The organism is Niallia sp. NCCP-28 (assembly GCF_023168165.1).
Lineage (GTDB): Bacteria > Bacillota > Bacilli > Bacillales > Cytobacillaceae > Niallia.
Genome location: NZ_BQYJ01000006.1, coordinates 166,584 through 189,052, shown reverse-complemented (window position 1 = coordinate 189,052; position 22,469 = coordinate 166,584). Strand labels below are relative to the sequence as shown.

Genomic DNA, 22,469 nt, shown 5'->3' with positions numbered 1-22,469 from the left:
CTGTTTCTGCTCCTTCCTATTTTATTTTCCCCTATTTTACAAAGAAAAAATGCAAAAAATATGCAGAAATTTAATATATCTTAAATCAGGAACATTCTTATAATACTAAATAAGAGCAATAATGGAACGACTGAAAAAATAAAAGCCCAAATTCCTTGTGTATCTTCTTTCCTTTGTAGCTTTGTATATTTCTTAAAGGAAATTTCTCCTTTTGCAAATTTCATTCCATTTTGATTTGGCTTTATTACGTATTCTTGATCGTAGTTATCTTTCAAGACAACATTCGTAATAAGGGACTTTTCATCCCAATTAGAATCTAGGAAGACATCTATGTTGTTATTTGAGTAGATTACTCGGTCAAATTTATATATGGAACTTTCCTTTATCGTTTTACTTACTTTATAAGCCTGTTCTTCAACAAAATTGTTTGTTAAGCACATATTTGACCCACACCTCTTAATTAATTAGGTTTTTTGGAAATGTTTAAAAAAATTTTTCACCACATAATGTTACATATATTATATGTTTATTAATGTCCCATTTACACTATGGAATTTAAAATAGGTACAGTTTCATGAAAAGCTTTTATTAGCCTTTAATGCTAAGAATTACCGAAAACAAATTTGTTAACCATTAGAGGATTCAATCAAAGAGTCTAAATTTTTATTTATAAAGGAGTTATATTATGACTTTTACTTTACTTAAAGCAATCGATGAATATAAAAATGACCCAGAATCTGTTTACCAAACCTGGTTTATAAATAACAACGATAGACTAAAGGCATTTCGTACGATAAAAAATGCTATAAAAGTAGTTATTAAGGAAATAGAGAATAACACATTTCCTTGTGATTTTAAGGGTTCATCCCTTGAGGTAGCTATTTCAGCAATTGCGGAACAAAAGCAAATCTTTGAGGGCGCAGCTCATGCTTTTTATTGGAAGCCAAAGTTAAGAATACCTGATATTTATGAAAATGAAGATAATAAAAAAGCCTTTGGTCAATTTTTAAAGGAAACATTGCTCTATAATCAAGAAAAACAATTAATCTATAATATTATGAAACTTCAAGAAAAAAATATAAAAGGACTAGGTCCTGCAGTAGGTAATATTTTATATTTTCTTCACCCTACTATTTTCCCGCCTTTCAACACTAGCATTGTTAAAGGTTTTAATATGATATTCAAACAAAAAATTAAATTAGGATCATGGGAAGATTATTTAACGATGCGGGAAATTATGATGGAGTATAATAATAACCATAACCTAGTCCTATCAAAAGATTTAGGTGCACTAGCAGGATTACTATATGAGATAGGTTCTGGCAGACAAGTTATTCAAGAAAACCACACTCTACTTTTACAGGATATAGATAAAGTTAATAAAAAGCTAAAAAAAAGACATGAAGAAATTCAAAAGGAATTAGCCGAAGAGAATGAACATACTGAAATGCAATATTATTTAGCTAAAATAGGGACGACTCTTGGTTATAATGTGTGGATAGCAAAAAATGACCATAAAAGAGAATGGAAAGGATATAAATTAGGCAACTTTTCTATTCCCCATTTAAACTTAGAAACAATTTCAAGTGCTGTTAGTGAAACGATTTCTTTTATCGATGTTCTATGGCTTAATAGTGAAAATAAAGTTATAGGTGCATTTGAAGTAGAAAAGTCCACGTCTATATACTCTGGAATTTTACGCCTACAGGATTTGTCTATGTCCTTTAACAATGATAAGTCCAGATTTTATTTAATTGCTCCAAATAAAAGAAAAAAAGAAATTAAAGCACAATTATTAAGACCATCCTTCCAACATGACAGTATGTGTAAAATTTCTTATATTCTATTCTCGGATTTAAGAGAAGACTGTGAAGCTATGTGTAAGTTTGGAGTTAATATTTCTGTATTCGATAAGATATCAAACTAAATCATAATCCTATAAGTTATACTTGTATATATAACTTATAGGATTTTTTACATTTTATTAAGAAACCATTTTTCTACAGAATTCTGCACATTTAAAGCAAGATTCTGCGCATTGGAGACAATGTTCATGATGACTGTGCTTTTTACATTCTTCCCCACACTTTTCACAGATATCCGCACATAACAAACATATTTCCTTTACTAATGGGCTATTAGACTGCATTGCTTTTGCGGCTAAACTACAGATATCCGCACACTCTCGATCTAATCTAATACAACGAGCCATCATTTTAATATCTTCTTCATTTAAACAAGCATCAAAACAAGAATTACATGCTTTCATACATTCCAAACACGCTTTAATACATTCTTCGTAGTTCATATTCATTCTTTTCCCTCCTATTAATTTATACAAGAATATTATTCCCATGGATTTAATAAATAAACTGCATAAAAAGTGCAAACTTTTTATGCTTAATCTGCAAAATTTCTACATACTTCACTTATATAATCCTATTTAAAACCTAATTCAAGTTAGAATAGGAGAGTTTTAATGAATAACATTTTGTTAATTGGAGCAAGTGTTGAAGAAAAGTGGAATACTCTATTAACAAGAAATGGATATAATTGTATCGGACCGATAAATATTGAAGAAATTCCAAATTACATTTATTCTCCATTAATTGATATTGTTTTAATATATGATGAACATTTATCCATAACAGTGGAATCAATCTGTATAAGTATTAATAAAATTTCTCCTGCTTTTATCACGGTAATAAGTAACAATATAAATTATTCACTTGTTAATATTTTAAAAAGTGGGGCAGACGTTTGTTTATTTGAACCAATATATGAGGACGAGCTAATTGCCAGAATCAACTCATTATTGAGGCATAAGAATAAATTAAGAAATGATATATTTACTTACAATAACTTAGAATTAAATATAAAAAAACGGAAAGTACATTACAGAGAGAAAATAATTCCACTAAGTCAAATAGAGATAAAGATTTTAGAAATGCTGATAAAAAATGATAACAAAGTTTTGTCCACTGATTTTTTAATAGATAATATTTGGGAAGATCACAAAATAAGTACTCAAACGCTCCGATCTTATATTCGTAATATTAGAGATAAAATTAGAGATGCTGGTTTCCCTGTAGATAAGTATTTAATTACTGTTTGGGGAATGGGTTATATATGGAAGTTTGATTAATAATTTCTCAATATATCCTTTTAATTGAACAGGAAAATAAATTCGTGTGTCTTGACATTATATATAAATAGCAGATATGATTTTTCTAACAGAACCCACCACGCCTCTTAACGTATGTTAACGCGAACCAAGGTGGGTCATTTTATTTAAAGGAGAAATTTAATTTGAATACTGAAATTAATAGACCTCAAATTAAGTAACCTACTACATATAAAGAACAAATTGAATTGTTTAAAAAGAGAAATTTGCACATAGACGATTCTGAAAATACCGAAAATATACTACAAAGAATAAATTATTATAGATTAACTGCTTACGGACACACCTCTAAAGATCCACATAATAAGGAACAATATCTAAAGGAATCAACAACTAGTAAAATGTACTCATTATATGAATTTGATAGAAAGTATGGGAGTTTTGGAATCCATTGAGATTGCATTTAGAACGCATATCTCTTATGAGATTGGTCACAAATTTTGCTTTCTTAGATACAAACATAAGGATAATTTCATTAATGAAAAGTTCTATCAAGATTCTTTAGATGAACTAAATTCACTAACTATAAAAAGTTGAAAAGTCGAATTATTTATTGAGCATCATTTTAGGAAATATGATGATAACCTTCCTATTTGGGTAGATTTGGAAATGACCTCATTTGGTTTTCTGTCAAAATTTTATAGAAATCTAAATGAAGATCTAATAAACCATTTAGCAAAGATTTATTTTAATGTCCCATACCTTTACTTAGATAGCTGGTTACAAACATTATCAAATGTCAGAATTATTTGTGCTTTTTATGGACAATTATACAATAAAAAATTACCCTTTAACCCCCTACTGTTCCGAGAAGATATAAAGACAATAGATAACCTTTTTATTTTTGCTGCGATATATATCACACAAAGATTGTTAACGGAAACAGATTTATTACAGATCTAGATGCACTTGTATCTGATTATGAAGAAAATTTAGACTTTTATTGCATTGGTTTTCTGCCAAAATGGAAAAATAATTTAATAAAAGTGAATACTAAAAAACAAGCGATTTCTTCCATATTATTCGGAGTCTTTTTATTTTCTAATTTTTGTTTTTAACTAAAACTCTCTATAAACAAACGCATATTTCTTAAATATACGAAGAAAATGAGCGTTAACTCCTAAAACAAGCGTTAATCCTTCTTAGATTAAAAATATGAGATAATAAAAAAAACGTCTAATCCCATATATACCAAGGGTTTAGACATTTTTATTTTTAAGAAAATATAAGCGTTTATGTTAATTTAACGCAGACTTGTAGATTGATAAACTTTATTATAACTCCCTCTTTCGTCTTAGGAAATTTCTATTTATAGCCGTCATTTAAACCCACAATAAAATAACCTATCTTAATTCAATCGAGAATGATTTGAGTAAAATCCTGCAAAATCTCGATATCTACAAGTTCGACCTCTTAGCTTAATATCATATTGATTATTATCTTTCATAAAATTTATTTAAGCTAATTTATATTTTCATGGCTAAATCAATTTTTGTTAGAAATTATTATTAATATACGTAGATAAAATTGCCCTACTACAAAGTAATAGGGCTAGAAGTTCTTAGCTGTAAAGGTTTATATCCATCCACTTTATTTTATGTAAATACCTTAGAAAAAGCAGCTGGTCTTTTTAAGCTTTTCTGTATGTGACTAAACATTTTCTTATTCTTTCTATTTACTGATAGATCAATTGTTAAGAAGGCTACTACTTGGAGCAAGTGGACAAGACTTATTCAAGGGATGCTGTACTACCACGGGTTTAATCCTAAAGGCATTATGAAAAGACACAGTAGCAGCTGTGAAGGCTTTTCAGAAGACAAATGGTCTTATTGTAGATGGTGTTGTCGGGCACTGGACTTTTGAAAGATTATTTTAATACAATATAAGAACGAAAAATCCACACTTGTTTCGCGTGGATTTTTCGTTCTTATTTAATTTATTCACCATCACCGTAAATTTCTTCTAACTCAAAGTTGATTGAGTCAGCTTCAATTAAATAAGGTTGGTTATTAGCATTATAATGTAGAAAACCACTCACGAAAATCAATTGATTATAAACATCTTTTTGCTCAATTGAGAATTCTTCTTTATTTAATCTAAGTTCTATTTCATCTAAACTATTGTTATCGTATTTAAAGGATCTTGCAATTAAAGAGTAGTAAGTTTTATCACTGTCAACAGTGTACTGTTTAATAAATGCTGTTCCTTCAATAAATACTTTATTTTGTCTCAGTCTTTGTGCCCTTTGCTTTAAATAACTACGTGTATTTTTATCGGTTTTCAATTCTTTAAAATCTCTTATCTGATTACCTTCAAAGGATATAAAATCAATTGACGATCGAGAACTTGGAGCCAATTCTTGTGCGTAATGAATTAGCTTAATTACGTCATCTTCATCGTATTCTTTAGTTAGCTCCCGGATAAACGTATCATCGTTTGCTGATGCTAAAGCTTTAAAAAGAACAGTAATACTTTTATCAGTTATATCATTAATTGTTTGAATCTGTTTTAATTGTTCTAAAGTGTTATCTTTATTTTCAACGTTGAATAAAGTCGGCTCTATGATTTGATCTAAGTTATTTGATACATTATTTTGAAGACCTAATTTTAAACTACCTTTAGCTGTAGCAGCTAGTTCGAAGGTTGGGAAAAAATTATTTAGTTCATTGGCAACTTCAAATTTCTTTTTTACTAATCTTGCACTATGTCTAACAGCAGTGTTTAATTTCTTTAAGTACGAACCAACAACGTTAATTGGACCTGTACCATTGTGGAAACTTTTACCTTCTATTCTTATCCATAAATCAAGAGGGTCTATTTCACTTTTAATTGAAAGTTCAGTTTCAGTTTCTAATTTTAGTAGGTACTCTAAATGGTTCTCAAGATTACTGATCATTTCTTTTGCTGAGTAACTATAAATTTTTAATAATATAGGTTCTTCTGCATATTCTTTTTCAATTCTTTTTAAGTTTTGCTTTGCTTCTTTTAAACTATTTATTGCATCTTTAATGTCATGTTCTCTTTCGGATACCATTTTAGACACCCCCTATATAACGTAGTATATCACTTTTATTTACTTTTAGTATTCCTTTTTCTTGTGGCCGGGATACCCATGAAGGATCTTTTTTTGGATCTGGTTCTCTTAATTGTCCATTTTGGCCAAATCTAAAGAAGCGGGACCAGCCATTAAACATGTGCTGTCCATCTGCATATAATAAATGCGCACCAAATAAATTTCTAATTGCACCCTGATTATCTGGATTTAAAAAAAGCTGAACCCCACCAATATCATGGTCATCATCTGTTTGTAGAGCAGCTCTAATTGTATCAGGTAGTATCAAAGCACAAAAATCAACATCTCCTGGTTCATTTCTCCCGGTGACAAAACTACCGTTTACTAAAACTGCTTCAGGAATTAATTTAAGTTCATTCAATCTTTTTAATAAAGCAATAAAAGAATCCCAACGTTTTGTTCGAATTTCTGTAGACAAGAAGCGTGTCTCTATATCTTCAAATGTACATTCATGTTCGCCAGGAGGCAAATGATAATCATCAATAAAATTAGGGATATTTGTCATTGTTCACCACACCTATATATGTAATAGTAAAATATTACAACATGTATTGGATTAATACTAGCTTTTAAAAAAGTTCCTTTTAATAAAACTAAGATAAGCGCATTATATTAATAAGCATACTTTATTTAAAGAAGCGAGACAATTTGATGAAATTTGAAGATAAATGCAAAGGGTTAGCTTGTATGATAACAGGCTGATGTACACTGTTTTCCTTTTAAGCCGTGGGATAATCCTGAAAAAATACATTGGTATTGCGAAGATCATTATAATCAAGCTAAGTCCTTTGATGAGAAGGAGAAATTAGCGTTCCTAGAATACTACTCTGACTCAAGAAAGAGAGAATGGCTTCCAGAAAAGCATTTAAAGCTTTATTATCAATATGCAAAGAAGTAAAAAAGCCTAATCGAATGAGTGGCTTTTGCTGTTCTATTTTCCGTTTTTCCTTCGTTTTACTAATCTTATAATACCGTAACCTCCACCTAGGATTGCTGCTGCGCTTCCAGCTCCAACTGCGGTATCATTTTTCATACCTTCAATTTCATTTTGTTTCTTATCTGATTTTTCTTCCATTACATTAATTTTGTTATTGTTATCATATATAAGATAAGTGAGCGTTTAAACAACGAGGATATCTGTTATTTAAAAGACACTTTCATAATTACTTTATTCACTATTCCAGTCGGTACAAATTCAAAACAATCTGTTCCTAAACGACCACGAGTGGCTCCAAGGATCTCCATATCAGTACTAGTGATATCCAAATTATACTTTCTAAGAATTTCAGGATAATTGGGCCTGTTTTTATTGGGCAAACGATTCATCAACCCAGGGAATAGTTGACCTTGGATTTCATAATGCTCTTCTAAATCTGGAAAAATCGGATAATTTGTGAAGCCAACCTCTACTGCCTTTTGTAAGTTATCTGATGAATAAGAGAATCCTCTCTTCTATAGGTTAATTTCCCAACCACAAACCTCTGGAGAGACTGAGGATCTTTCCAAACCAATAGCAACTTGCATATTTTACAGTTCATTTAATCACCTATCTTTTAGTTCTAAGCTTTATTAATAAGAAGGAATATTAAAAGAGGTAGAGGATTAATCCCCTACCATACTAAAGTTCTTATTCTTTCACAGCATCCTTCAGGTTTTTTCCTGCTTTAAATGAAGGTACTTTGCTTGCTGCAATTTCAATTTCCTCGCCAGTTTGAGGATTACGGCCTTTTCTTGCCGCACGTTCACTAACTGAGAAAGCTCCAAATCCAATAATCTCCACTTTATCACCATTTTTCAATGCTGTTGTGATTGTTTCCATTACGGAGTCAACTACTCTAATTGAATCTTTTTTCGATAGTTCAGAGCTTTCGGCTACCGCGTTAATAAGATCTGTTTTGTTCATAAATATGTACCTCCTAAAATCAGTCCTTAAGTAGAACTCTTTTAGTATTCCACAAACTTTTTTAATTCGCAATTATAAAGCTAATTGACTTGTAGCCTCAACAAAAGGTAGTGTAAGATGTAAAATAATATATACCATTTAGGAAGTTCTCTTATGGAACAAACGCCCCCTATTGTTTAAGTGTTATTTTTCACAAACTTATTCACTAGGTACTTTATTATTTATTATTGGAATGCAACCCCGTTTGGACTTCATAAAATATTTTATGAAATTCCTTTGTTTTCTAACATATACATCATTTTTAGAAAACTGACCTAGGATATTTGTTTTTTATTCTATTGAAGATGATAAAGGGCTTCTCTGTATCTACCCTTGCTTATATTTTTGATTTGTTCCTTGTTAAAAAAAGGCATTCCTGCTAAAAACAGGAATACCACCTAATAAAGTTATTAATTCTTTACCTTTAATAACCTTAAACTATTTAATGTTACCAAAAGGGTTGCTCCCATATCAGCAAATATGGCTATCCATAATGTTAACCAGCCAGGAATTACTAAGACTAAAGCTAATAATTTTATAGCCAAAGAGAAAGTAATGTTTTGCTTGATAATGGTTAAAGCTTTGCGGCTTAATTTAATCGTATACGGTAATTTACTTAAATCATCAGACATTAGAGCAATATCTGCTGTTTCTAGTGCTGTATCAGTTCCAGCACCTCCCATAGCCACACCTACTGTTGAAGCTGCTAGTGCTGGCGCATCGTTTACACCGTCTCCAACCATTGCAACACTTTGATGTTTGCCACGAAGTTCTTTAATATAATTTAGTTTATCCTCTGGAAGCAAATCAGCTTTAATATCCGAAACACCAACTTGTTTTCCAATGGCTAACGCAGTCCTTTCATTATCACCAGTTAGCATAACTGTTTCAATTCCGTATTTGTTTAACTTGTCTATTACTTCTCTGGAAGATTCTCTAATTTCATCAGCTACAGCAATTAATGAAAGGATCTCTTGATTTGTTCCTAGAACCATAACAGTTTTACCCTCAGTTTGCATACGGGTAATATGTTCTTCAATGGAACTTTCAATCTTGCCATGTAATTCTTGGAATAGGTTAGGGCTTCCAACATAGTACATTTCATTACTAACTCTTGCTTTTACACCCTTACCTGTAATGGATTGAAAATCTTCTACAATCACTTCATTTATATTCAATCCTGTTTCTTCTGCTTTTCTTAAAATGGCGGAAGCAAGGGGATGCTGTGAACCTTTTTCAATAGCTGCTGTAACTTTTAATAATTGTTCTTTATTTCCGTTAAAAGTAACTACATCCGTAACAGCTGGAACACCTTTAGTTAAAGTTCCTGTTTTATCAAATGCAATTGCTTTTAAGTGTCCTGTTTCTTCTAAATGAATTCCACCTTTTATTAGAACGCCATTTTTTGCAGCATTCCCTATAGCAGTTACGATGGAAACAGGAGTAGAAACAACTAATGCACAAGGACAACCGACAACTAGTACAGCCAAACCTTGATAAATCCATTCACTCCAATCACCACCAAACAACGGAGGAATTACTGCTATTAAAACTGCCAGAATAACAATTGCAGGTGTATAGTATTTTGCAAATTTATCAACAAACGCTTGAGAAGGTGCTCGTTCAGCTTGTGCTTCTTCAACAAGGTGAATAATTTTAGATAATGTCGTGTCTTCTACTCGTTTCGTTACTCTTACTTCAAGTAGTCCTTCTTCATTTAATGTTCCTGCAAAAACCTCATCGTCAATAGTTTTTGTCACAGGAACACTTTCACCTGTAATGGCTGCCTGATTCAGTGTAGATGTTCCTTTGACAACTGTCCCATCCATCGCTAGTTTTTGTCCAGGCTTAACAATCATGATGTCTCCAACTTGTATATCATTTACATGAATTATCATCTCTTCATTTCCACGACGAATTAACGCTTCTTTTGGAGCGATATCCATTAGTGATTCAATAGATTGACGTGCTTTATCCATTGAATAGCGCTCTAATGCTTCACTAATTGCAAATAAAATAACAACTGTTGCGCCTTCACCCCATTCACCAATAATAGCAGCACCTATTATCGCAATGGTCATCAGCGTATTCATATCAAAATTTAACCGAACAAGATTTTTTAGCCCTTTTAAGAATAAAGAATATCCTCCAATAACAATAGATGCTGCATAGCCAATATTCGTAAGAACATGTTCTTCTCCAAATTGCTCTCCTATAAACCAAGTTATAACTAGTAATATGGCGGAAATATATACTTTAATGTTTTCTTTTTGTTTCCAAAAGGGTTCTCGTTCTACTTGTTGTTCTTTTTCATCACGAATTTTTAGATTCTCAAAAGCTCCGGCTTTTTCTAATTCTCCAATTGTTGTGTTTCCTTGAACATAAACCTTAGATGCTCCAAAATTCACTTTTGCATCTTGTACTCCAGGAAGGTTTTTAACATTGTCTTCGAATTTGGCTGCACAGTTCGTACAAGTGAAACCTTGAACACGATATGCTTTCATTTCTTGTTCGGATAGTTTTCCTTGCTGATCAGACATTTACTTTCACCTCATTATTATAAGTTAGAGCAATCATCATTATTTGCCGAATATGTTCATTACCTAAGGAGTAAAACGCTAATTTCCCTTCCTTCCTATAGTTAACAATACCTTGCTTATGAAGAGTTCTTAAATGATGAGAAGCATTAGCAACGCTTGCACCAATAATATTTGCCACATCACAAACGCATAATTCTTTGTCTTGGCACAAGGCATAGGTAATCTTTGCTCTATTTTCATCAGCTATGGATTTTAGCAATTGGGATAAACTAGAGAAATCAACCTTATTCAAATCTCCTTGTATTCGATTGACTTTTTCTTCGTCGTAACAATAAATTTCACAAGTATCTTTTTTATTCATAACATCACCTCATATTCATTCAAATGTATATTTGAATATAGTATACCCTTTCCCCGTCATTATATTCAAGTGTTTATTTGAATGAAGAGAAAAAATAAAAAGCCACCTAAAAAGCAGCTTTTGAATTAGAATTAGTTATTTGGTTTACTATATATTCAGCATCATATCCAACACCTTGAAGCAATGCTGAACCACGTCGGTATTGCCAAGGTAGACCTATAAAAAAAAGTCCTTTTATTTTTGTAACACCCCTATGGTGTATTATTCTCCCATCAGCATCGTAAAGGTCAGCTATCCCTAGCCAAGATAACGAGCTTTTAAAACCAGTAGCCCATACAATATTGTTTACTTTTAAAGTTGATAAGTCTTTAAATATGATATGGTCATCCTTTACATCAACTACTCTTCCCTTTGGGATTATTTTTTTTTGCTTAATAGCATGTTTTAAGTCATACCCAAATATCGGATCACCTTTTTTTTGAATGAACTTCCCTAATCTAGAATCATTACTTGCATTCAAAACTCCTAATTTATCGAGCCACCAAAAAATACTTTTATTTTTGAGAACTAAAGGAAGGTAAGTAAGCTTACCACTATAGGATAGATACGTTTCTTTTTCTTCTGAAAGTTCAACTGCTATTTGAGCACCACTATTGCCACCACCTACAACCAATACATTGCCATCGGTTAGTTGCTTTGGATTTAGATACTCTGATGAATGTATTTGTTGGATGTTAGATGGTAAGTGTTTTGCTAAAGATGGAATATTAGGTACCTGAAAGGGACCAGATGCTATAACAAGATTTATTGTCTCAAATTTTTCATCCTTTGTTTTTACTATAAAAGTTTCATTTTGTTTTATGACATTTATTACTTCAGTATGAAGTCTAACTGGAATATCGTATTCCTCAACATAATTTCTTAAGTAGTCTGCTACTTCATCTTTATTTGGAAAGCCATGGGGGTCTCCCTCCATTTTTATATCAGGTAAGGAGTTATACATTCTTGGGGTAAATAATACTAAGGAATCATATCTTTCTTTCCAACTGTCTCCTATTTCTGAAGCTTTATCTATAATAAGAAACTTTTGATTTGTTTTTTTCAAGTAATATCCTATAGATATACCGGCTTGACCAGATCCAATTATTAAAGTGTCATACATATAAACACTCCTTTGTATATGAATACTTATTCATATACAAATAATACCATTTAAATCCAAAAGTTCCAATCTAATTTTTTATTTTATTTTGTATCATTATAAATTTGATTATCTTAGCACATCTTTATTGGAAGAGATATGCCTTTTTTATATAATATTAATGGTTTTGAAGAAAATAAGAAAAAAGGAAAAGCGTGTACTCAACCTAAAATTAATTAATGTAAATGAATTATATAATGACCATAACCATAGGGCTTAGCAAACATATTTATGGAATCCATTAATTTTATGCAAGATTATTTTTATAAGATAGATAACCAAGTCTTCACTGCTGTAGCTAAAATTAATAGACCCATTGTCCCTTGTAACACTTTTGTGTTCATTTTTTTACCCAAGTTGGCACCTATTGGCGAAGCAATTAAGCTAGCCACAACCATAATAATCGCAGGTAGTATTGGTATATTTCCTGTTGCGATTTTACCTGAAACAGCCCCAATAGATGAAATCAATGTAATGGCTAAGGAGGATGCAATCGTCATTCTTGTTGGTATTTTTAGGACTACAAGCATAATCGGAACTATAAGGAATGCTCCACCTGCACCTACAATCCCTGCACCAATACCGACTATGAACGCAAACAAGGATGCAAGCCATTTGTTAAACCTTATTTGATCAAAATGAATATCCTCAACACCTCTTTTAGGAAGAAACATCATAATAACGGCAATAAGAGCTAAGATTCCATAAACAATATTTATTCCATTCTCCGGCATATGAGTAGAACTGAGTCCCCCAATAAAGCTTCCAGTTAATATGCTTACTCCCATGTAAATGATTAACGTTTTATTTAGAAATCCATCCTTACGATAGGCTAAAACACCTCCGAGTGTTGCAAAAAACACTTGAATGGCAGTAATCCCTGAAACTTCATGTGCTGTAAAATGTCCTACGCCTAACATTACTGGTATATATAGCAAGATGGGATAGTTGATGATAGCACCACCAATTCCTAACATCCCAGAAATAAAAGAACCAACAAATCCAATAACAAAAATTGTAGCTATAATAGTAATATCCATGTTGTTACACCTCTTTAAAAAAAGGGAACCTTATTTGGTCCCCTTTATTTTCAACCTTTTTTAATCCAGAATTTTAATACTCCATTTTCGTCTTCATGTTTTATTAATTCATGTCCTCCTGATTTAGCCCAAGCTGTTAAATCGTTTAGCGCTCCTTTATCTGTTGTATGGACTTCTAAAACTTCACCTGTTTCAATATCTCCCATTGCTTTTTTTGTCTTTACAATCGGCATTGGACAAGCTAAACCTTTAGCATCTAATACTTTATTTGAATTCATTTGTTATTCCTCCTAGTTAATAATTAACGAACCGCACAACGATTAGGTCCAATTTCCATCTCACGTTGTTTATCTATTTCCGGGTTTATTTTCCCCATATTTGTCTCACGAATTTCTTGATATGCATTTGGCTGTGGCGGCAAGTTTTCAGTTACTAATTTTCTAAACTCGTTTTCATTATCGATATTGAGTCCATGGTTTTTTGTAAACAATTTCCCAAGTTTTTCCGCTACGCTACCATCCTCATTCAACTCGTCTATAATCATAAAGTGTGCTGGTAGAACAATTAGTTCATCTGACAATTCTTTGTAGCGTTTATATAATGTCTCTCTTAAATCACTGACCCAGTCTTCTGCCATACCTGATAGATCAGGCCTTCCGATAGAATCAATGAACAAAATATCACCTGAAAGCAAGTATTTATCATCCACAATAAATGAAGTTGATCCAATCGTATGTCCAGGTGAATACAATGCTGCAATATGAATGGTTGCATTACCAATTGTTACATCATTTCCATCTTCTAATGGCTGGTAAGAAAAAGTCACTTCCGTGGCATCCTTAGGTGGTAACCAATAGACAGCACCAGTTTTCTCAGCAATTGTACGTCCTCCGGAAATATGGTCTGCATGAAGGTGCGTATCAAATACGTGTCTAATTTTTACTCCCTTACTTACTGCAAAATCAAGATAGATATCTGTCATACGCGTTGAATCGATTACTACTGCTTCTCCTTCTGATAACACCATGTAGGATAGACATCCTTTACCTACTCGAACAAATTGATAAATTTCACCACCATCATTCAAGTCACCAATCTTAACTGGTTTTAAATGCTCACTCCATGCCTTCATTCCACCCTTTAAATAGAAAACATTTAATCCAACATCAGAAAGCATTTCTGCTACCATTACCGATGATCCTTCCTTTGCACAAACCACTAGTACTTCTTTATTAGTGGAGATTTCACCTATAATTTCATCCACGCCATCAAGTAATTCAAAATAAGGAATATTTAAATATCCAAAGTTTTCTCCTTCAATCTTCCAATCGTTAAAATCACTCTCATTTCGAACATCAAGAATAAACAACTCTTCTTTATTCATAACTTTTTTCGTTACATCTTTTGAAGTCATTACATTAACAGTCACCTTTATACCCCCTGTGGTATTATTTCATTTAAAAAAATATTTTATATTAAAAAGTTAAAGTTACATCTGCATCCTTTGCAAATTCCAAAAATGTTACTGCTCCGCCTACTTCGATTCCATCGACAAAATTTTCTTTTACCAATCCATAACATCCATTGTCATTTGACAACCTATAAATTTAACTCCCATTTCTTTTGCCATAGCCACTAATTCTGGAATGGGAGGAACATTTGCTTTAATAAATCCTTCTGCAAACTAGCTCCTTACCTTCAGGCATGATTAATTGCTTATATGCTTCCTTATGAATCAATTCAACCCTTCAAAAAGTAAAGAAAACAGACTTCTTGATCCGTTGCAGCAGCTGCAGTTGCAATGTTAAAAACCTTATAAGCATCAAATAATCCACCATTACTTGCAATAATTGCTACTTTTTTGTTCATCGTTAATTCCCCCATTTTTTAATCATTTATACTAATTGTTTTCCCACTCCATTGACTCATACCTTGTTCAACATTAATTACATTATTAAATCCATTTTCAGTTAACTTTTGTGCAGCAAGATCGCTACGATTTCCTGTTCGACATACTATATAAATTTCAGCATTTTTGTTTAAAACATTCATTTTGTTTTCCAATTCTCCCAATGGAATAGAGATAGCGTTAGGAATATGGTTAAAAGCAAATTCTGCATTTTCTCTAACATCAATAACTACAATGTTCTTATCCACATCTATTTTCTTTTCTAGTTCTTCATTGCTAATAATATTTGGGTGTTTTTTTTCATTCGATTCTTCATTAGAAGATTTACGCAAATAATGCTTCAGCACTTCCCCTTCTTCTATTGTTCCTAGATATTGTTGTCCAGTGCTTTCAGCCCAAGCTTTTATGTCTGCTTTAGAGCCTTTATCCGTCGTTTGAACTTCCAATACTTGCCCTGCATCTAAGTTTTTCATTTCTTTTTTTGTTTTAACAATTGGCATCGGACATGCTAAACCTTTAGCATCTAGAATTGTATTAGCTTTTATATTCTCCATTTTTTCATCCTCCACATTTATACCCACAAGGGTATTTTATACCTCAAAAAAATTTATTCTACTTTTCCTTCCCAAGCAAGCATTCCACCAGTCATATTAATGGCATTAAATCCATAATCCTCAAGGAATTGTGTGGCACGACCACTTCTTGCACCAGAACGGCATACCATGATATATTCAATAGTCTTATCTAATTCATGCATGCGAAACTCAATTAACCCTAATGGGATATTAACAGCACTTGGTATTTTCCCAGTGGTAACTTCATCCACCTCTCGTACATCAATAATATTTAATTTCTTTCCTTCGTTTATTAGAGCCTCTACTTCTTTTACGGTCATTTGTTTCATTAGTTAGTTCTCCTTCTATTTATTTTAAAACCAAGCATTCATTCCGCCTTTAACGTTAGTGATGTTTTTAAAACCTAAGCTTTTTAAGACTTTACTTGCTCGTTGACTTCTCACTCCACTTTGACAAATTACGATAACTTCTTTTTCCTTCGAAAGGTCTTTTTCTGCAACTTGAGCAAGTTGATTAAGTGGTATATTTTTAAAACCTTTAATATGGTTTCCTTTAAACTCTCCATTTGTTCTAACATCAACAAATTGTTTGTTCTTATTATTTATTTCTTTTTTTAATTCATTAGTGGTAATAGTGTTAACTCCCTTTATCGGTAAAAACCTTCTCATTAAGAAAAATAGTAATAATGCAAGGACAACATAATTTAAATAGGCCAAATTAAAACCTCCTTTAAACAAACTTTTACTTCGTTAGATAAATAGATTAACATTTCCATTTTCAGCATCCGCTAAATAAGCAGCAACACCTGCATATTCTATGTTCCCTAATAACTCTTCTTGTTTTAGTCCTAATAAATCCATTGTCAAGGTGCAAGCTACAAGTTTTACTTCTTGTTCTTGAGCCATTTCAATTAATTGTGGTAAAGGCATAGCGTTATGCTTTTTCATAATATCCTTAATCAACTTAGGACCCATTCCAGCAAAGTTCATCTTGGAAAGCCCCATTTTATCAGCACCTCTAGGCATCATCTTGCCAAACATTCTTTCCATAAATCCTTTTTTTAAGGTAATATTTTCATCCTTACGTAAGGCATTTAACCCCCAAAAAGTGTGGAAAATAGTTACCTCATGATCATAAGCTGCAGCACCATTAGCTATAATATAAGCTGCCATCGCTTTATCATAATCACCACTAAATAGTACAATGGTTGTTTTTTTCTTTTCAGTCATGTTGTTACCTCCAATAAATAATAATATAACCAATACCCGTATAGGTATTATAAGCAACAAAAAAATTAACCCTTTCTAATCAAAAAATTCAATACTGTTTTCTTCTTTTTGACTCAATAATTCGTGACCTACTGTTTTAGACCACGCTGAAAGATCATTTATTGCCCCTTTATCTGTAGTATGAATTTCTAATATTTAACCATTTTCAAGTTCAGTCATTGCCTTCTTTGTTTTTACAATTGGCATCGGACATACTAATCCTTTTGCATCTAACAATTTGTCAATTTCCACTAGTAATTATCCTTTATTATACCGTTACCCCTATAGGTATATAGAATAGTTAAAAAAAGAGAAGGTGTCAACTCTTTTTTATCTGCTTTTTACAAGTAGGTTTACAGCTTCTTTTACTAATTCCTCTGTATTCTCGCCATTTTTATCAGCTTCCCTAACACATTCAATCAAATTTGAGCTAACAATTAATCCTATCGTTCGGTCAATTCCAGTTCTTGATGCAGATAATTGTGTAATTACTTCCTTGCAATCTTTATTATCTTCCATCATTTTTAAGATTCCTCTTAATTGTCCTTCTATACGTTTAACTCTATTTTTTATTTGTTCATTATAATCCATTTTTTTCCTCTCCTTTTATAGTAAATAATCATGTAATGTTGCCACTTATATATAACTAGTGTTTTAACTTTTAGCATTTATATTAGGATTTTAATTTATAAAGGAAGTATCAGCAGATGAAATATTTTCACTGACAATTTTTATATTATACCCCTATAGGTATATTGTCAATAATGAATTTTATAAAAAGACCGTAATTAGTTTAGCGGTCAAATTTTTTAAACGCTATGAGTATTTTAAAACCGTTAGAATTAAGAAGAATGAAAAAGATGAAAATAATTCTCTTACATCGGTTGAAATGGGTAAACTTTGGACAACTCAAACTCTTTATGAACATCTTCACTTAAACAAAACTCCACGTTAATGCCATAAGAATGGATCTTTTCATTTAATATAGGAATGCTGCCCCTTTTCTAATTTTTCATTTATTAGAAGAATGTTACCCCGTTAGTTTAATAAGAATTTCTTTAATCGTTCATAATAAGAGCAACATTGAATGGAGGTTCTATATGAAAAAAAGCAATTTAATATTGTTTGCTTGCCTAACTCTTTTCTCTTATTCTCCTGTTCAAGCAGAAACCGTAACTAAAAATGATATACAGTTGCGTGATGACTTGATTTATATTATGCTTTATCCCTCAATTCAACAAGAATTAAAGAAGCAATATGGCGAAATTAAACAAAATTATTGTGGTGAAATAACTCAAATTAAGAAGCTTCCAATAGGCACTTACTTATTTAATGTCACCGTGCACGTAACAACATTTGAAGGTGCTCACAGTCCTCCTAATGATTTAGTGACAATTACTTTTAGTAATGAAAAATCCATAGAGTGGCGGGCTATTGATTTCAAAAGAAAAAGGTTAAAACCAAACGAAATAACTGAATGCAGACACCCTTTGTAAGAAGGGTGTCTACATTCAGTTATTTATTCAAACTAAACTCCCTATCTAAAATAAGATTAGATGCTTTATTGGTTGGTAGCTATTCTGAACATAATACCAATTAATTAATGAATACTTAACTGTAATTTAGGGATTAACTTTTTACGGTTTATAAACCAATCATCTATAGTAAAAATAGAAAAGTAAAATGTTGGTTCTATATCTCCCAATAAACACTCATCATAAATTAAACTTATATCCAAGTATTTTTTGGTTTGATTCTTTTTTCTATAAGTAAATTCGCCAATAATTTATAAACTTCATCTAAAGGAGCATCAATAGATCGTTCTATCGAAAAACAACCAGCTAAACTGTTCCACCATACTTTGAAGGATAAATAAATCTCTTCAAATTCATTTAAGGTAACATTGTCCTCCATGAATAAACTCTGATAAATTATGTTTTTTTCTTCATTGAAAATATCATTTATGGGATGCTCTGAGGAAACTCGCTTCGATATTTCACTCCATAACTCTCTCTCTATAACGCTTTTCGAAGTCTTTTGGGAACTCATACTTCAATGCTATGTATGGAAATTTCAATTGATCTTTATTTTGGTTTTGATTTATATATATATTTTGAATGTAAACTAGAAAATTCAAAGAAAAAGATGCCTCTATTCTCATTTCTAATGTATTTTCCATATAGACCCCTTCCAAAGTTAATTACTATCCTATTTTCCATAACTGATATGTATCATTCAATAGCTATAATTAATAAATACTCATCAATGGTTATTCTACAACGAAAACAAATTTTCCTTGTTAAGCTAAACTGCTATTTTAGCGAAAAAAAAGACCCCAGGTAAACCTAGAATCTTTTGATCGATTAATTGTTCTTCATATAGTTTTGATAATTCTTATTACCACCAGAAAGATTATAGATATCGTTAAACCCTAAGTTACGCATAACATTTTGTGCAGCATTCCCAGTTACTCCACCATTACAGTAAGTTACTGTTGGCAAATGGGGATCAAGTTCTTTACATTTCTCACGCAATTGACCTAGTGGTATATTTATTGCCGTCGCCACTTTTGATACATTATATTGTTTTGGTGCCCGTGTATCAATAACTTGAATGGCTTCTCCTTTTTCTATTCTCTCCGTTAGTTCCTTGGGTGTAATTAGCTTATTCTTCTTTTCAATAGCATTTTGCAGAGCCATTCCAGTGTACATTACTGGATCTTTTGTTGTACTGAATGGAGGTGCATAGGCAAGATCAAGATGGAATAAATCTTCTGCTTTTGCTTTAAACGTCATTGCTGTTACAAATACATCAATCCGTTTATCCACGCCTTCTTCCCCTACTATTTGTACACCTAATACTCTGCCAGTTTCTCTATCTGCAATTGCTTTAATAACTAATTCTTTTCCTCCAAGGTACTCTGCTCTGGCCGGCTTAATATTATGAAGTATTTCAATATCATAGCCTTCTTCTAAAGCTTCTATCTCATTCATACCTGTTTGACCAACAGCCAAATCAAATACTCTTAAGATGCCGGTACCTAAAATACCTCGGTGTTCTAAAGAACCTCCCGTTATTACATCTCCAGCTATTCTTCCCATTTTGTTAGCTGTACTTCCTAATGGACGATAGATAGGTTTTCCTGTAATTACAGAGTAACTTTCAGCAACATCACCAACAGCATATACATCAGGAAGGTTAGTTTGCATTTTAGTGTTAACTGCGATAGCTCCAGTAGCACCAATTTCAACACCGATTTCCTTAGCCAATTGTGTATTTGGACGAACACCCGTAGCTAATATAACAATATCCGTTTCAATAGCTTTTCCTGATTTAGTTTTTACTTCCTTCTTATTTATAGCAGTTACTTCATCATTTAAGATGAGGTTTACTCCTTTTTTAACTAAATGTTCTTCGACTCTTGAAGCGATATCTTTATCCATATGTGCCATTACATGGTTACTGCGTTGTACGATTGTTACATCTAATCCTCTATGAGTAAGCTGTTCTGCCATTTCTAAACCAATATAGCCAGCTCCTATAATCGTTGCCTTCTTTGGTTGATTTGCTTTCATATATTGATCAATTGCTGCAGTATTTTGTATTGTACGAACTTGAAATACATGCTCTCCATATACTCCATCAATATTAGGTTTAATTGGAGAAGCCCCTGTAGCAAAAACCAATACATCATAAGTGTCCTCTTTTATTTCATTTGTATCTAGGTTCATAACTTGAACTTTCTTTACTCTCGCATCAATAGAAGTTACTTCGTGACGTGTAAAGATATCTACGTTATATCGCTTTTTAAACCAAGCTGCACTTCTTGGGGTTAATATTTCCAGGTCTTCTACTTCTCCACCTAGAAAATAGGGAATTCCGCATATGGAATAAGAGATGTCGTAGTCTGCATTATATAGAGTGATTTCCGCATTTTCATCATTCCTACGTGCTTTTGCAGCTACGGATGTTCCTGCTGCCACAGATCCTATAATTAGTACTTTCATGATTATATCCTCCAAAAGTTAGTATCAATATTACTCTGTATAATTAATAATTCCTTTTCATTATGAAAGAATGGAAAGCCATAGATATAAGCCTATTAGAGTAATCAAAAGGGTTGGAATAGTTAAGATAATACCTGTTTTAAAATAAGTTCCCCATGATATTTTTACACCTTTTTGAGATAGAACGTGAAGCCATAACAACGTTGCTAACGAACCGATTGGTGTTATCTTAGGACCTAAATCAGATCCAATAACATTAGCGTAAATTAACCCCTCTTTTATTACTCCAGTAGCATTTGTATCTGCAATGGCTAAAGCATCAATAAGTACTGTTGGCATATTATTCATGATGGAAGATATGATAGCTGCAATGAATCCCATTCCCAGGGTTGCAACAAATAATCCTTGGTCTGCAGCTGTCTGAATAACACTTGAAAGGAGGTCAGTTAAACCAACATTACGCAGTCCATAAATTACGACATACATTCCAATAGAGAAGAATACAATTGCCCACGGAGCACCCTTGACTACTTTTTTAATAGAAACAGCTGCGCTTCTTCTTGCAAATACAAGGAAAATAATAGCGATTACACCAGCGATGAGTGAAACTGGAATCGACAGAAATTCGCTCACGAAATAACCAACAAGCAATACCGCTAAAATCAACCAAGATAAACGAAACATCTTTAGGTCTTTGATTGCATCTTGTGGTACTTTTAATTGCTTTAAATCATAAACCTTTGGAATCCTCTTGCGAAAATATAAATACAACACGAGGATACTTGCCACTAATGAGAAAATATTTGGTACAATCATTCGGGAAGCATATTCTACAAATCCGATATTAAAGAAATCAGCAGATACAATGTTTACCAAATTACTCACAACTAAAGGTAATGATGTAGTATCAGCAATAAAACCACTTGCTATGATAAAGGGAAAAACCATTTTCTCTTCTAATTTCAATGCTCTAACCATTGCTAGAACGATTGGCGTTAGAATTAGGGCTGCTCCATCGTTTGCAAATAACGCTGCAACTATTGCTCCTAGTATAGAGACATAAACAAACATCTTTAGACCATTACCACCAGCAACCCTTGCCATATGTAGAGCTGCCCATTCAAAAAATCCAATTTCATCTAATATTAGTGAAATAATAATAATTGCAACGAATGCCAGTGTAGCATTCCAAACAATCCCAGTTACATCGACGACATCATTAAAATCAACTACACCTACAATAAGTGCCAATATCGCACCACCACAAGCAGACCAACCGATTGAAAGATTTTTCGGTTGCCAGATAACTAATGTCAGGGTTAATAAAAATATAATTGTTGCTAATATTGTTTGTAACAAAGTTGTTAAC

At 32.2% G+C, this 22,469-nt stretch carries 26 protein-coding genes and 3 pseudogenes; 6 read left to right on the top strand and 23 right to left on the bottom strand.

Translation table 11 applies throughout. From position 1 onward, the window contains the following. Positions 1-80: 80 nt before the first annotated feature. Positions 81-440, bottom strand: a complete 360-nt coding sequence (locus NCCP28_RS17235) for a hypothetical protein (RefSeq protein WP_016204447.1) — start codon at positions 438-440, stop codon at positions 81-83. A gap of 245 nt (positions 441-685) precedes the next feature. On the opposite strand from NCCP28_RS17235, the gene NCCP28_RS17230 reads away from it, so the two are divergent. Further along, the gene (locus tag NCCP28_RS17230; RefSeq protein WP_248562646.1) at positions 686-1,927 is read left to right on the top strand and encodes a hypothetical protein; all 1,242 of its coding nucleotides are present in this window, start codon (positions 686-688) and stop codon (positions 1,925-1,927) included. Between the two features lie 57 nt (positions 1,928-1,984). Here the strand turns inward: NCCP28_RS17230 and NCCP28_RS17225 are convergent, their stop codons facing one another. Further along, positions 1,985-2,314: a four-helix bundle copper-binding protein gene (locus NCCP28_RS17225; protein WP_016204449.1), complete on the bottom strand. Its 330-nt coding sequence runs from the start codon at positions 2,312-2,314 to the stop codon at positions 1,985-1,987. Between the two features lie 165 nt (positions 2,315-2,479). On the opposite strand from NCCP28_RS17225, the gene NCCP28_RS17220 reads away from it, so the two are divergent. The 4 genes and pseudogenes from NCCP28_RS17220 to NCCP28_RS23885 form a co-directional block, all read left to right on the top strand. Beyond that, entirely contained in the window at positions 2,480-3,145 is a 666-nt protein-coding gene (locus NCCP28_RS17220) for a winged helix-turn-helix domain-containing protein (RefSeq protein WP_182104103.1), read from the top strand. A gap of 227 nt (positions 3,146-3,372) precedes the next feature. Then, positions 3,373-3,579, top strand: a complete 207-nt coding sequence (locus tag NCCP28_RS23895) for an Abi family protein (protein ID WP_182104104.1) — start codon at positions 3,373-3,375, stop codon at positions 3,577-3,579. A gap of 157 nt (positions 3,580-3,736) precedes the next feature. Further along, a complete protein-coding gene (locus tag NCCP28_RS23890) occupies positions 3,737-4,087 on the top strand; it encodes an Abi family protein (RefSeq protein ID WP_182104114.1) in 351 nt (116 codons plus the stop codon). Positions 4,088-4,979: 892 nt separating this feature from the next. Beyond that, positions 4,980-5,060: pseudogene (locus NCCP28_RS23885) on the top strand (peptidoglycan-binding domain-containing protein); the annotation flags it as partial. A 60-nt stretch (positions 5,061-5,120) separates the two neighbouring features. Here NCCP28_RS23885 and NCCP28_RS17215 read toward each other — a convergent pair. From NCCP28_RS17215 to NCCP28_RS17135, 17 genes and pseudogenes are all read right to left on the bottom strand, one after another. Further along, a complete protein-coding gene (locus NCCP28_RS17215; RefSeq protein WP_182104105.1) occupies positions 5,121-6,218 on the bottom strand; it encodes a hypothetical protein in 1,098 nt (365 codons plus the stop codon). A 1-nt stretch (position 6,219) separates the two neighbouring features. Continuing rightward, complete coding sequence (locus NCCP28_RS17210) at positions 6,220-6,762, bottom strand: DUF6932 family protein (protein WP_182104106.1); 543 nt, start codon at positions 6,760-6,762, stop codon at positions 6,220-6,222. A 426-nt stretch (positions 6,763-7,188) separates the two neighbouring features. Continuing rightward, positions 7,189-7,332, bottom strand: coding sequence for a hypothetical protein (locus NCCP28_RS17205; RefSeq protein WP_182104107.1), 144 nt, complete (start codon positions 7,330-7,332; stop codon positions 7,189-7,191). 552 nt (positions 7,333-7,884) lie between these two features. After that, the gene (locus NCCP28_RS17200; protein ID WP_182104108.1) at positions 7,885-8,160 is read right to left on the bottom strand and encodes an HU family DNA-binding protein; all 276 of its coding nucleotides are present in this window, start codon (positions 8,158-8,160) and stop codon (positions 7,885-7,887) included. A 449-nt stretch (positions 8,161-8,609) separates the two neighbouring features. Beyond that, a complete protein-coding gene (locus tag NCCP28_RS17195; protein WP_182104109.1) occupies positions 8,610-10,739 on the bottom strand; it encodes a heavy metal translocating P-type ATPase in 2,130 nt (709 codons plus the stop codon). Further along, entirely contained in the window at positions 10,732-11,100 is a 369-nt protein-coding gene (locus NCCP28_RS17190; protein WP_182104110.1) for an ArsR/SmtB family transcription factor, read from the bottom strand. The genes NCCP28_RS17195 and NCCP28_RS17190 overlap by 8 nt, the downstream gene beginning before the upstream one ends. 106 nt (positions 11,101-11,206) lie before the next feature. After that, on the bottom strand, positions 11,207-12,262 hold the full coding sequence (locus tag NCCP28_RS17185; protein WP_248562645.1) for a flavin-containing monooxygenase: 1,056 nt from the start codon (positions 12,260-12,262) through the stop codon (positions 11,207-11,209). Positions 12,263-12,564: 302 nt separating this feature from the next. Continuing rightward, entirely contained in the window at positions 12,565-13,341 is a 777-nt protein-coding gene (locus NCCP28_RS17180; RefSeq protein WP_182104111.1) for a sulfite exporter TauE/SafE family protein, read from the bottom strand. Positions 13,342-13,391: 50 nt separating this feature from the next. Then, a complete protein-coding gene (locus NCCP28_RS17175) occupies positions 13,392-13,619 on the bottom strand; it encodes a sulfurtransferase TusA family protein (protein ID WP_182104112.1) in 228 nt (75 codons plus the stop codon). A 23-nt stretch (positions 13,620-13,642) separates the two neighbouring features. Then, a complete protein-coding gene (locus NCCP28_RS17170) occupies positions 13,643-14,770 on the bottom strand; it encodes an MBL fold metallo-hydrolase (protein ID WP_220459928.1) in 1,128 nt (375 codons plus the stop codon). A gap of 46 nt (positions 14,771-14,816) precedes the next feature. Then, a pseudogene (locus NCCP28_RS17165) lies at positions 14,817-15,210 on the bottom strand (DsrE/DsrF/DrsH-like family protein). 18 nt (positions 15,211-15,228) lie between these two features. Beyond that, a complete protein-coding gene (locus NCCP28_RS17160) occupies positions 15,229-15,804 on the bottom strand; it encodes a sulfurtransferase TusA family protein (RefSeq protein WP_248562644.1) in 576 nt (191 codons plus the stop codon). A gap of 53 nt (positions 15,805-15,857) precedes the next feature. Beyond that, positions 15,858-16,154 carry a rhodanese-like domain-containing protein gene (locus NCCP28_RS17155; RefSeq protein WP_248562643.1) on the bottom strand — a complete coding sequence of 99 codons (297 nt, stop codon included), beginning with the start codon at positions 16,152-16,154 and terminating at the stop codon, positions 15,858-15,860. Between the two features lie 24 nt (positions 16,155-16,178). Continuing rightward, on the bottom strand, positions 16,179-16,541 hold the full coding sequence (locus tag NCCP28_RS17150) for a rhodanese-like domain-containing protein (protein WP_248562642.1): 363 nt from the start codon (positions 16,539-16,541) through the stop codon (positions 16,179-16,181). A gap of 33 nt (positions 16,542-16,574) precedes the next feature. Next, a complete protein-coding gene (locus NCCP28_RS17145) occupies positions 16,575-17,054 on the bottom strand; it encodes a DsrE/DsrF/DrsH-like family protein (RefSeq protein ID WP_248562641.1) in 480 nt (159 codons plus the stop codon). A gap of 65 nt (positions 17,055-17,119) precedes the next feature. Further along, positions 17,120-17,345: pseudogene (locus tag NCCP28_RS17140) on the bottom strand (sulfurtransferase TusA family protein). A 78-nt stretch (positions 17,346-17,423) separates the two neighbouring features. Continuing rightward, on the bottom strand, positions 17,424-17,684 hold the full coding sequence (locus tag NCCP28_RS17135) for a metal-sensitive transcriptional regulator (RefSeq protein ID WP_144454610.1): 261 nt from the start codon (positions 17,682-17,684) through the stop codon (positions 17,424-17,426). 509 nt (positions 17,685-18,193) lie between these two features. Here NCCP28_RS17135 and NCCP28_RS17130 point away from each other — a divergent pair. Further along, positions 18,194-18,589, top strand: coding sequence for a DUF3888 domain-containing protein (locus tag NCCP28_RS17130; RefSeq protein WP_248562640.1), 396 nt, complete (start codon positions 18,194-18,196; stop codon positions 18,587-18,589). Between the two features lie 232 nt (positions 18,590-18,821). On the opposite strand, the gene NCCP28_RS17125 is transcribed toward NCCP28_RS17130, so the two are convergent. From NCCP28_RS17125 to NCCP28_RS17110, 4 genes are all read right to left on the bottom strand, one after another. Then, positions 18,822-19,007 (bottom strand): hypothetical protein, encoded by a 186-nt coding sequence (locus NCCP28_RS17125; RefSeq protein ID WP_248562639.1) that lies wholly within the window; start codon positions 19,005-19,007, stop codon positions 18,822-18,824. 82 nt (positions 19,008-19,089) lie between these two features. After that, a complete protein-coding gene (locus NCCP28_RS17120) occupies positions 19,090-19,272 on the bottom strand; it encodes a hypothetical protein (protein WP_248562638.1) in 183 nt (60 codons plus the stop codon). A 184-nt stretch (positions 19,273-19,456) separates the two neighbouring features. Further along, entirely contained in the window at positions 19,457-21,100 is a 1,644-nt protein-coding gene (locus NCCP28_RS17115; protein WP_248562637.1) for an FAD-dependent oxidoreductase, read from the bottom strand. 60 nt (positions 21,101-21,160) lie between these two features. Continuing rightward, complete coding sequence (locus tag NCCP28_RS17110) at positions 21,161-22,459, bottom strand: arsenic transporter (RefSeq protein ID WP_248562636.1); 1,299 nt, start codon at positions 22,457-22,459, stop codon at positions 21,161-21,163. Positions 22,460-22,469: the final 10 nt, after the last annotated feature.

What these genes read in the sequence shown, in the direction of transcription:
- NCCP28_RS17155 (WP_248562643.1), bottom strand. Translation starts at nt 16,154, where the DNA reads ATGAAACAAATGACCGTAAAAGAAGTAGAGGCTCTAATAAACGAAGGA.
- NCCP28_RS17125 (WP_248562639.1), bottom strand. Translation starts at nt 19,007, where the DNA reads ATGGAGGACAATGTTACCTTAAATGAATTTGAAGAGATTTATTTATCC.
- NCCP28_RS17115 (WP_248562637.1), bottom strand. Translation starts at nt 21,100, where the DNA reads ATGAAAGTACTAATTATAGGATCTGTGGCAGCAGGAACATCCGTAGCT.
- NCCP28_RS17145 (WP_248562641.1), bottom strand. Translation starts at nt 17,054, where the DNA reads ATGACTGAAAAGAAAAAAACAACCATTGTACTATTTAGTGGTGATTAT.
- NCCP28_RS17230 (WP_248562646.1), top strand. Translation starts at nt 686, where the DNA reads ATGACTTTTACTTTACTTAAAGCAATCGATGAATATAAAAATGACCCA.
- NCCP28_RS17200 (WP_182104108.1), bottom strand. Translation starts at nt 8,160, where the DNA reads ATGAACAAAACAGATCTTATTAACGCGGTAGCCGAAAGCTCTGAACTA.
- NCCP28_RS17175 (WP_182104112.1), bottom strand. Translation starts at nt 13,619, where the DNA reads ATGAATTCAAATAAAGTATTAGATGCTAAAGGTTTAGCTTGTCCAATG.
- NCCP28_RS17210 (WP_182104106.1), bottom strand. Translation starts at nt 6,762, where the DNA reads ATGACAAATATCCCTAATTTTATTGATGATTATCATTTGCCTCCTGGC.
- NCCP28_RS17135 (WP_144454610.1), bottom strand. Translation starts at nt 17,684, where the DNA reads ATGGATTATAATGAACAAATAAAAAATAGAGTTAAACGTATAGAAGGA.
- NCCP28_RS17195 (WP_182104109.1), bottom strand. Translation starts at nt 10,739, where the DNA reads ATGTCTGATCAGCAAGGAAAACTATCCGAACAAGAAATGAAAGCATAT.
- NCCP28_RS17130 (WP_248562640.1), top strand. Translation starts at nt 18,194, where the DNA reads ATGAAAAAAAGCAATTTAATATTGTTTGCTTGCCTAACTCTTTTCTCT.
- NCCP28_RS17120 (WP_248562638.1), bottom strand. Translation starts at nt 19,272, where the DNA reads ATGGAAAATACATTAGAAATGAGAATAGAGGCATCTTTTTCTTTGAAT.
- NCCP28_RS17235 (WP_016204447.1), bottom strand. Translation starts at nt 440, where the DNA reads ATGTGCTTAACAAACAATTTTGTTGAAGAACAGGCTTATAAAGTAAGT.
- NCCP28_RS17190 (WP_182104110.1), bottom strand. Translation starts at nt 11,100, where the DNA reads ATGAATAAAAAAGATACTTGTGAAATTTATTGTTACGACGAAGAAAAA.
- NCCP28_RS17185 (WP_248562645.1), bottom strand. Translation starts at nt 12,262, where the DNA reads ATGTATGACACTTTAATAATTGGATCTGGTCAAGCCGGTATATCTATA.
- NCCP28_RS17180 (WP_182104111.1), bottom strand. Translation starts at nt 13,341, where the DNA reads ATGGATATTACTATTATAGCTACAATTTTTGTTATTGGATTTGTTGGT.
- NCCP28_RS17215 (WP_182104105.1), bottom strand. Translation starts at nt 6,218, where the DNA reads ATGGTATCCGAAAGAGAACATGACATTAAAGATGCAATAAATAGTTTA.
- NCCP28_RS17225 (WP_016204449.1), bottom strand. Translation starts at nt 2,314, where the DNA reads ATGAATATGAACTACGAAGAATGTATTAAAGCGTGTTTGGAATGTATG.
- NCCP28_RS17205 (WP_182104107.1), bottom strand. Translation starts at nt 7,332, where the DNA reads ATGGAAGAAAAATCAGATAAGAAACAAAATGAAATTGAAGGTATGAAA.
- NCCP28_RS17220 (WP_182104103.1), top strand. Translation starts at nt 2,480, where the DNA reads ATGAATAACATTTTGTTAATTGGAGCAAGTGTTGAAGAAAAGTGGAAT.
- NCCP28_RS17160 (WP_248562644.1), bottom strand. Translation starts at nt 15,804, where the DNA reads ATGGAGAATATAAAAGCTAATACAATTCTAGATGCTAAAGGTTTAGCA.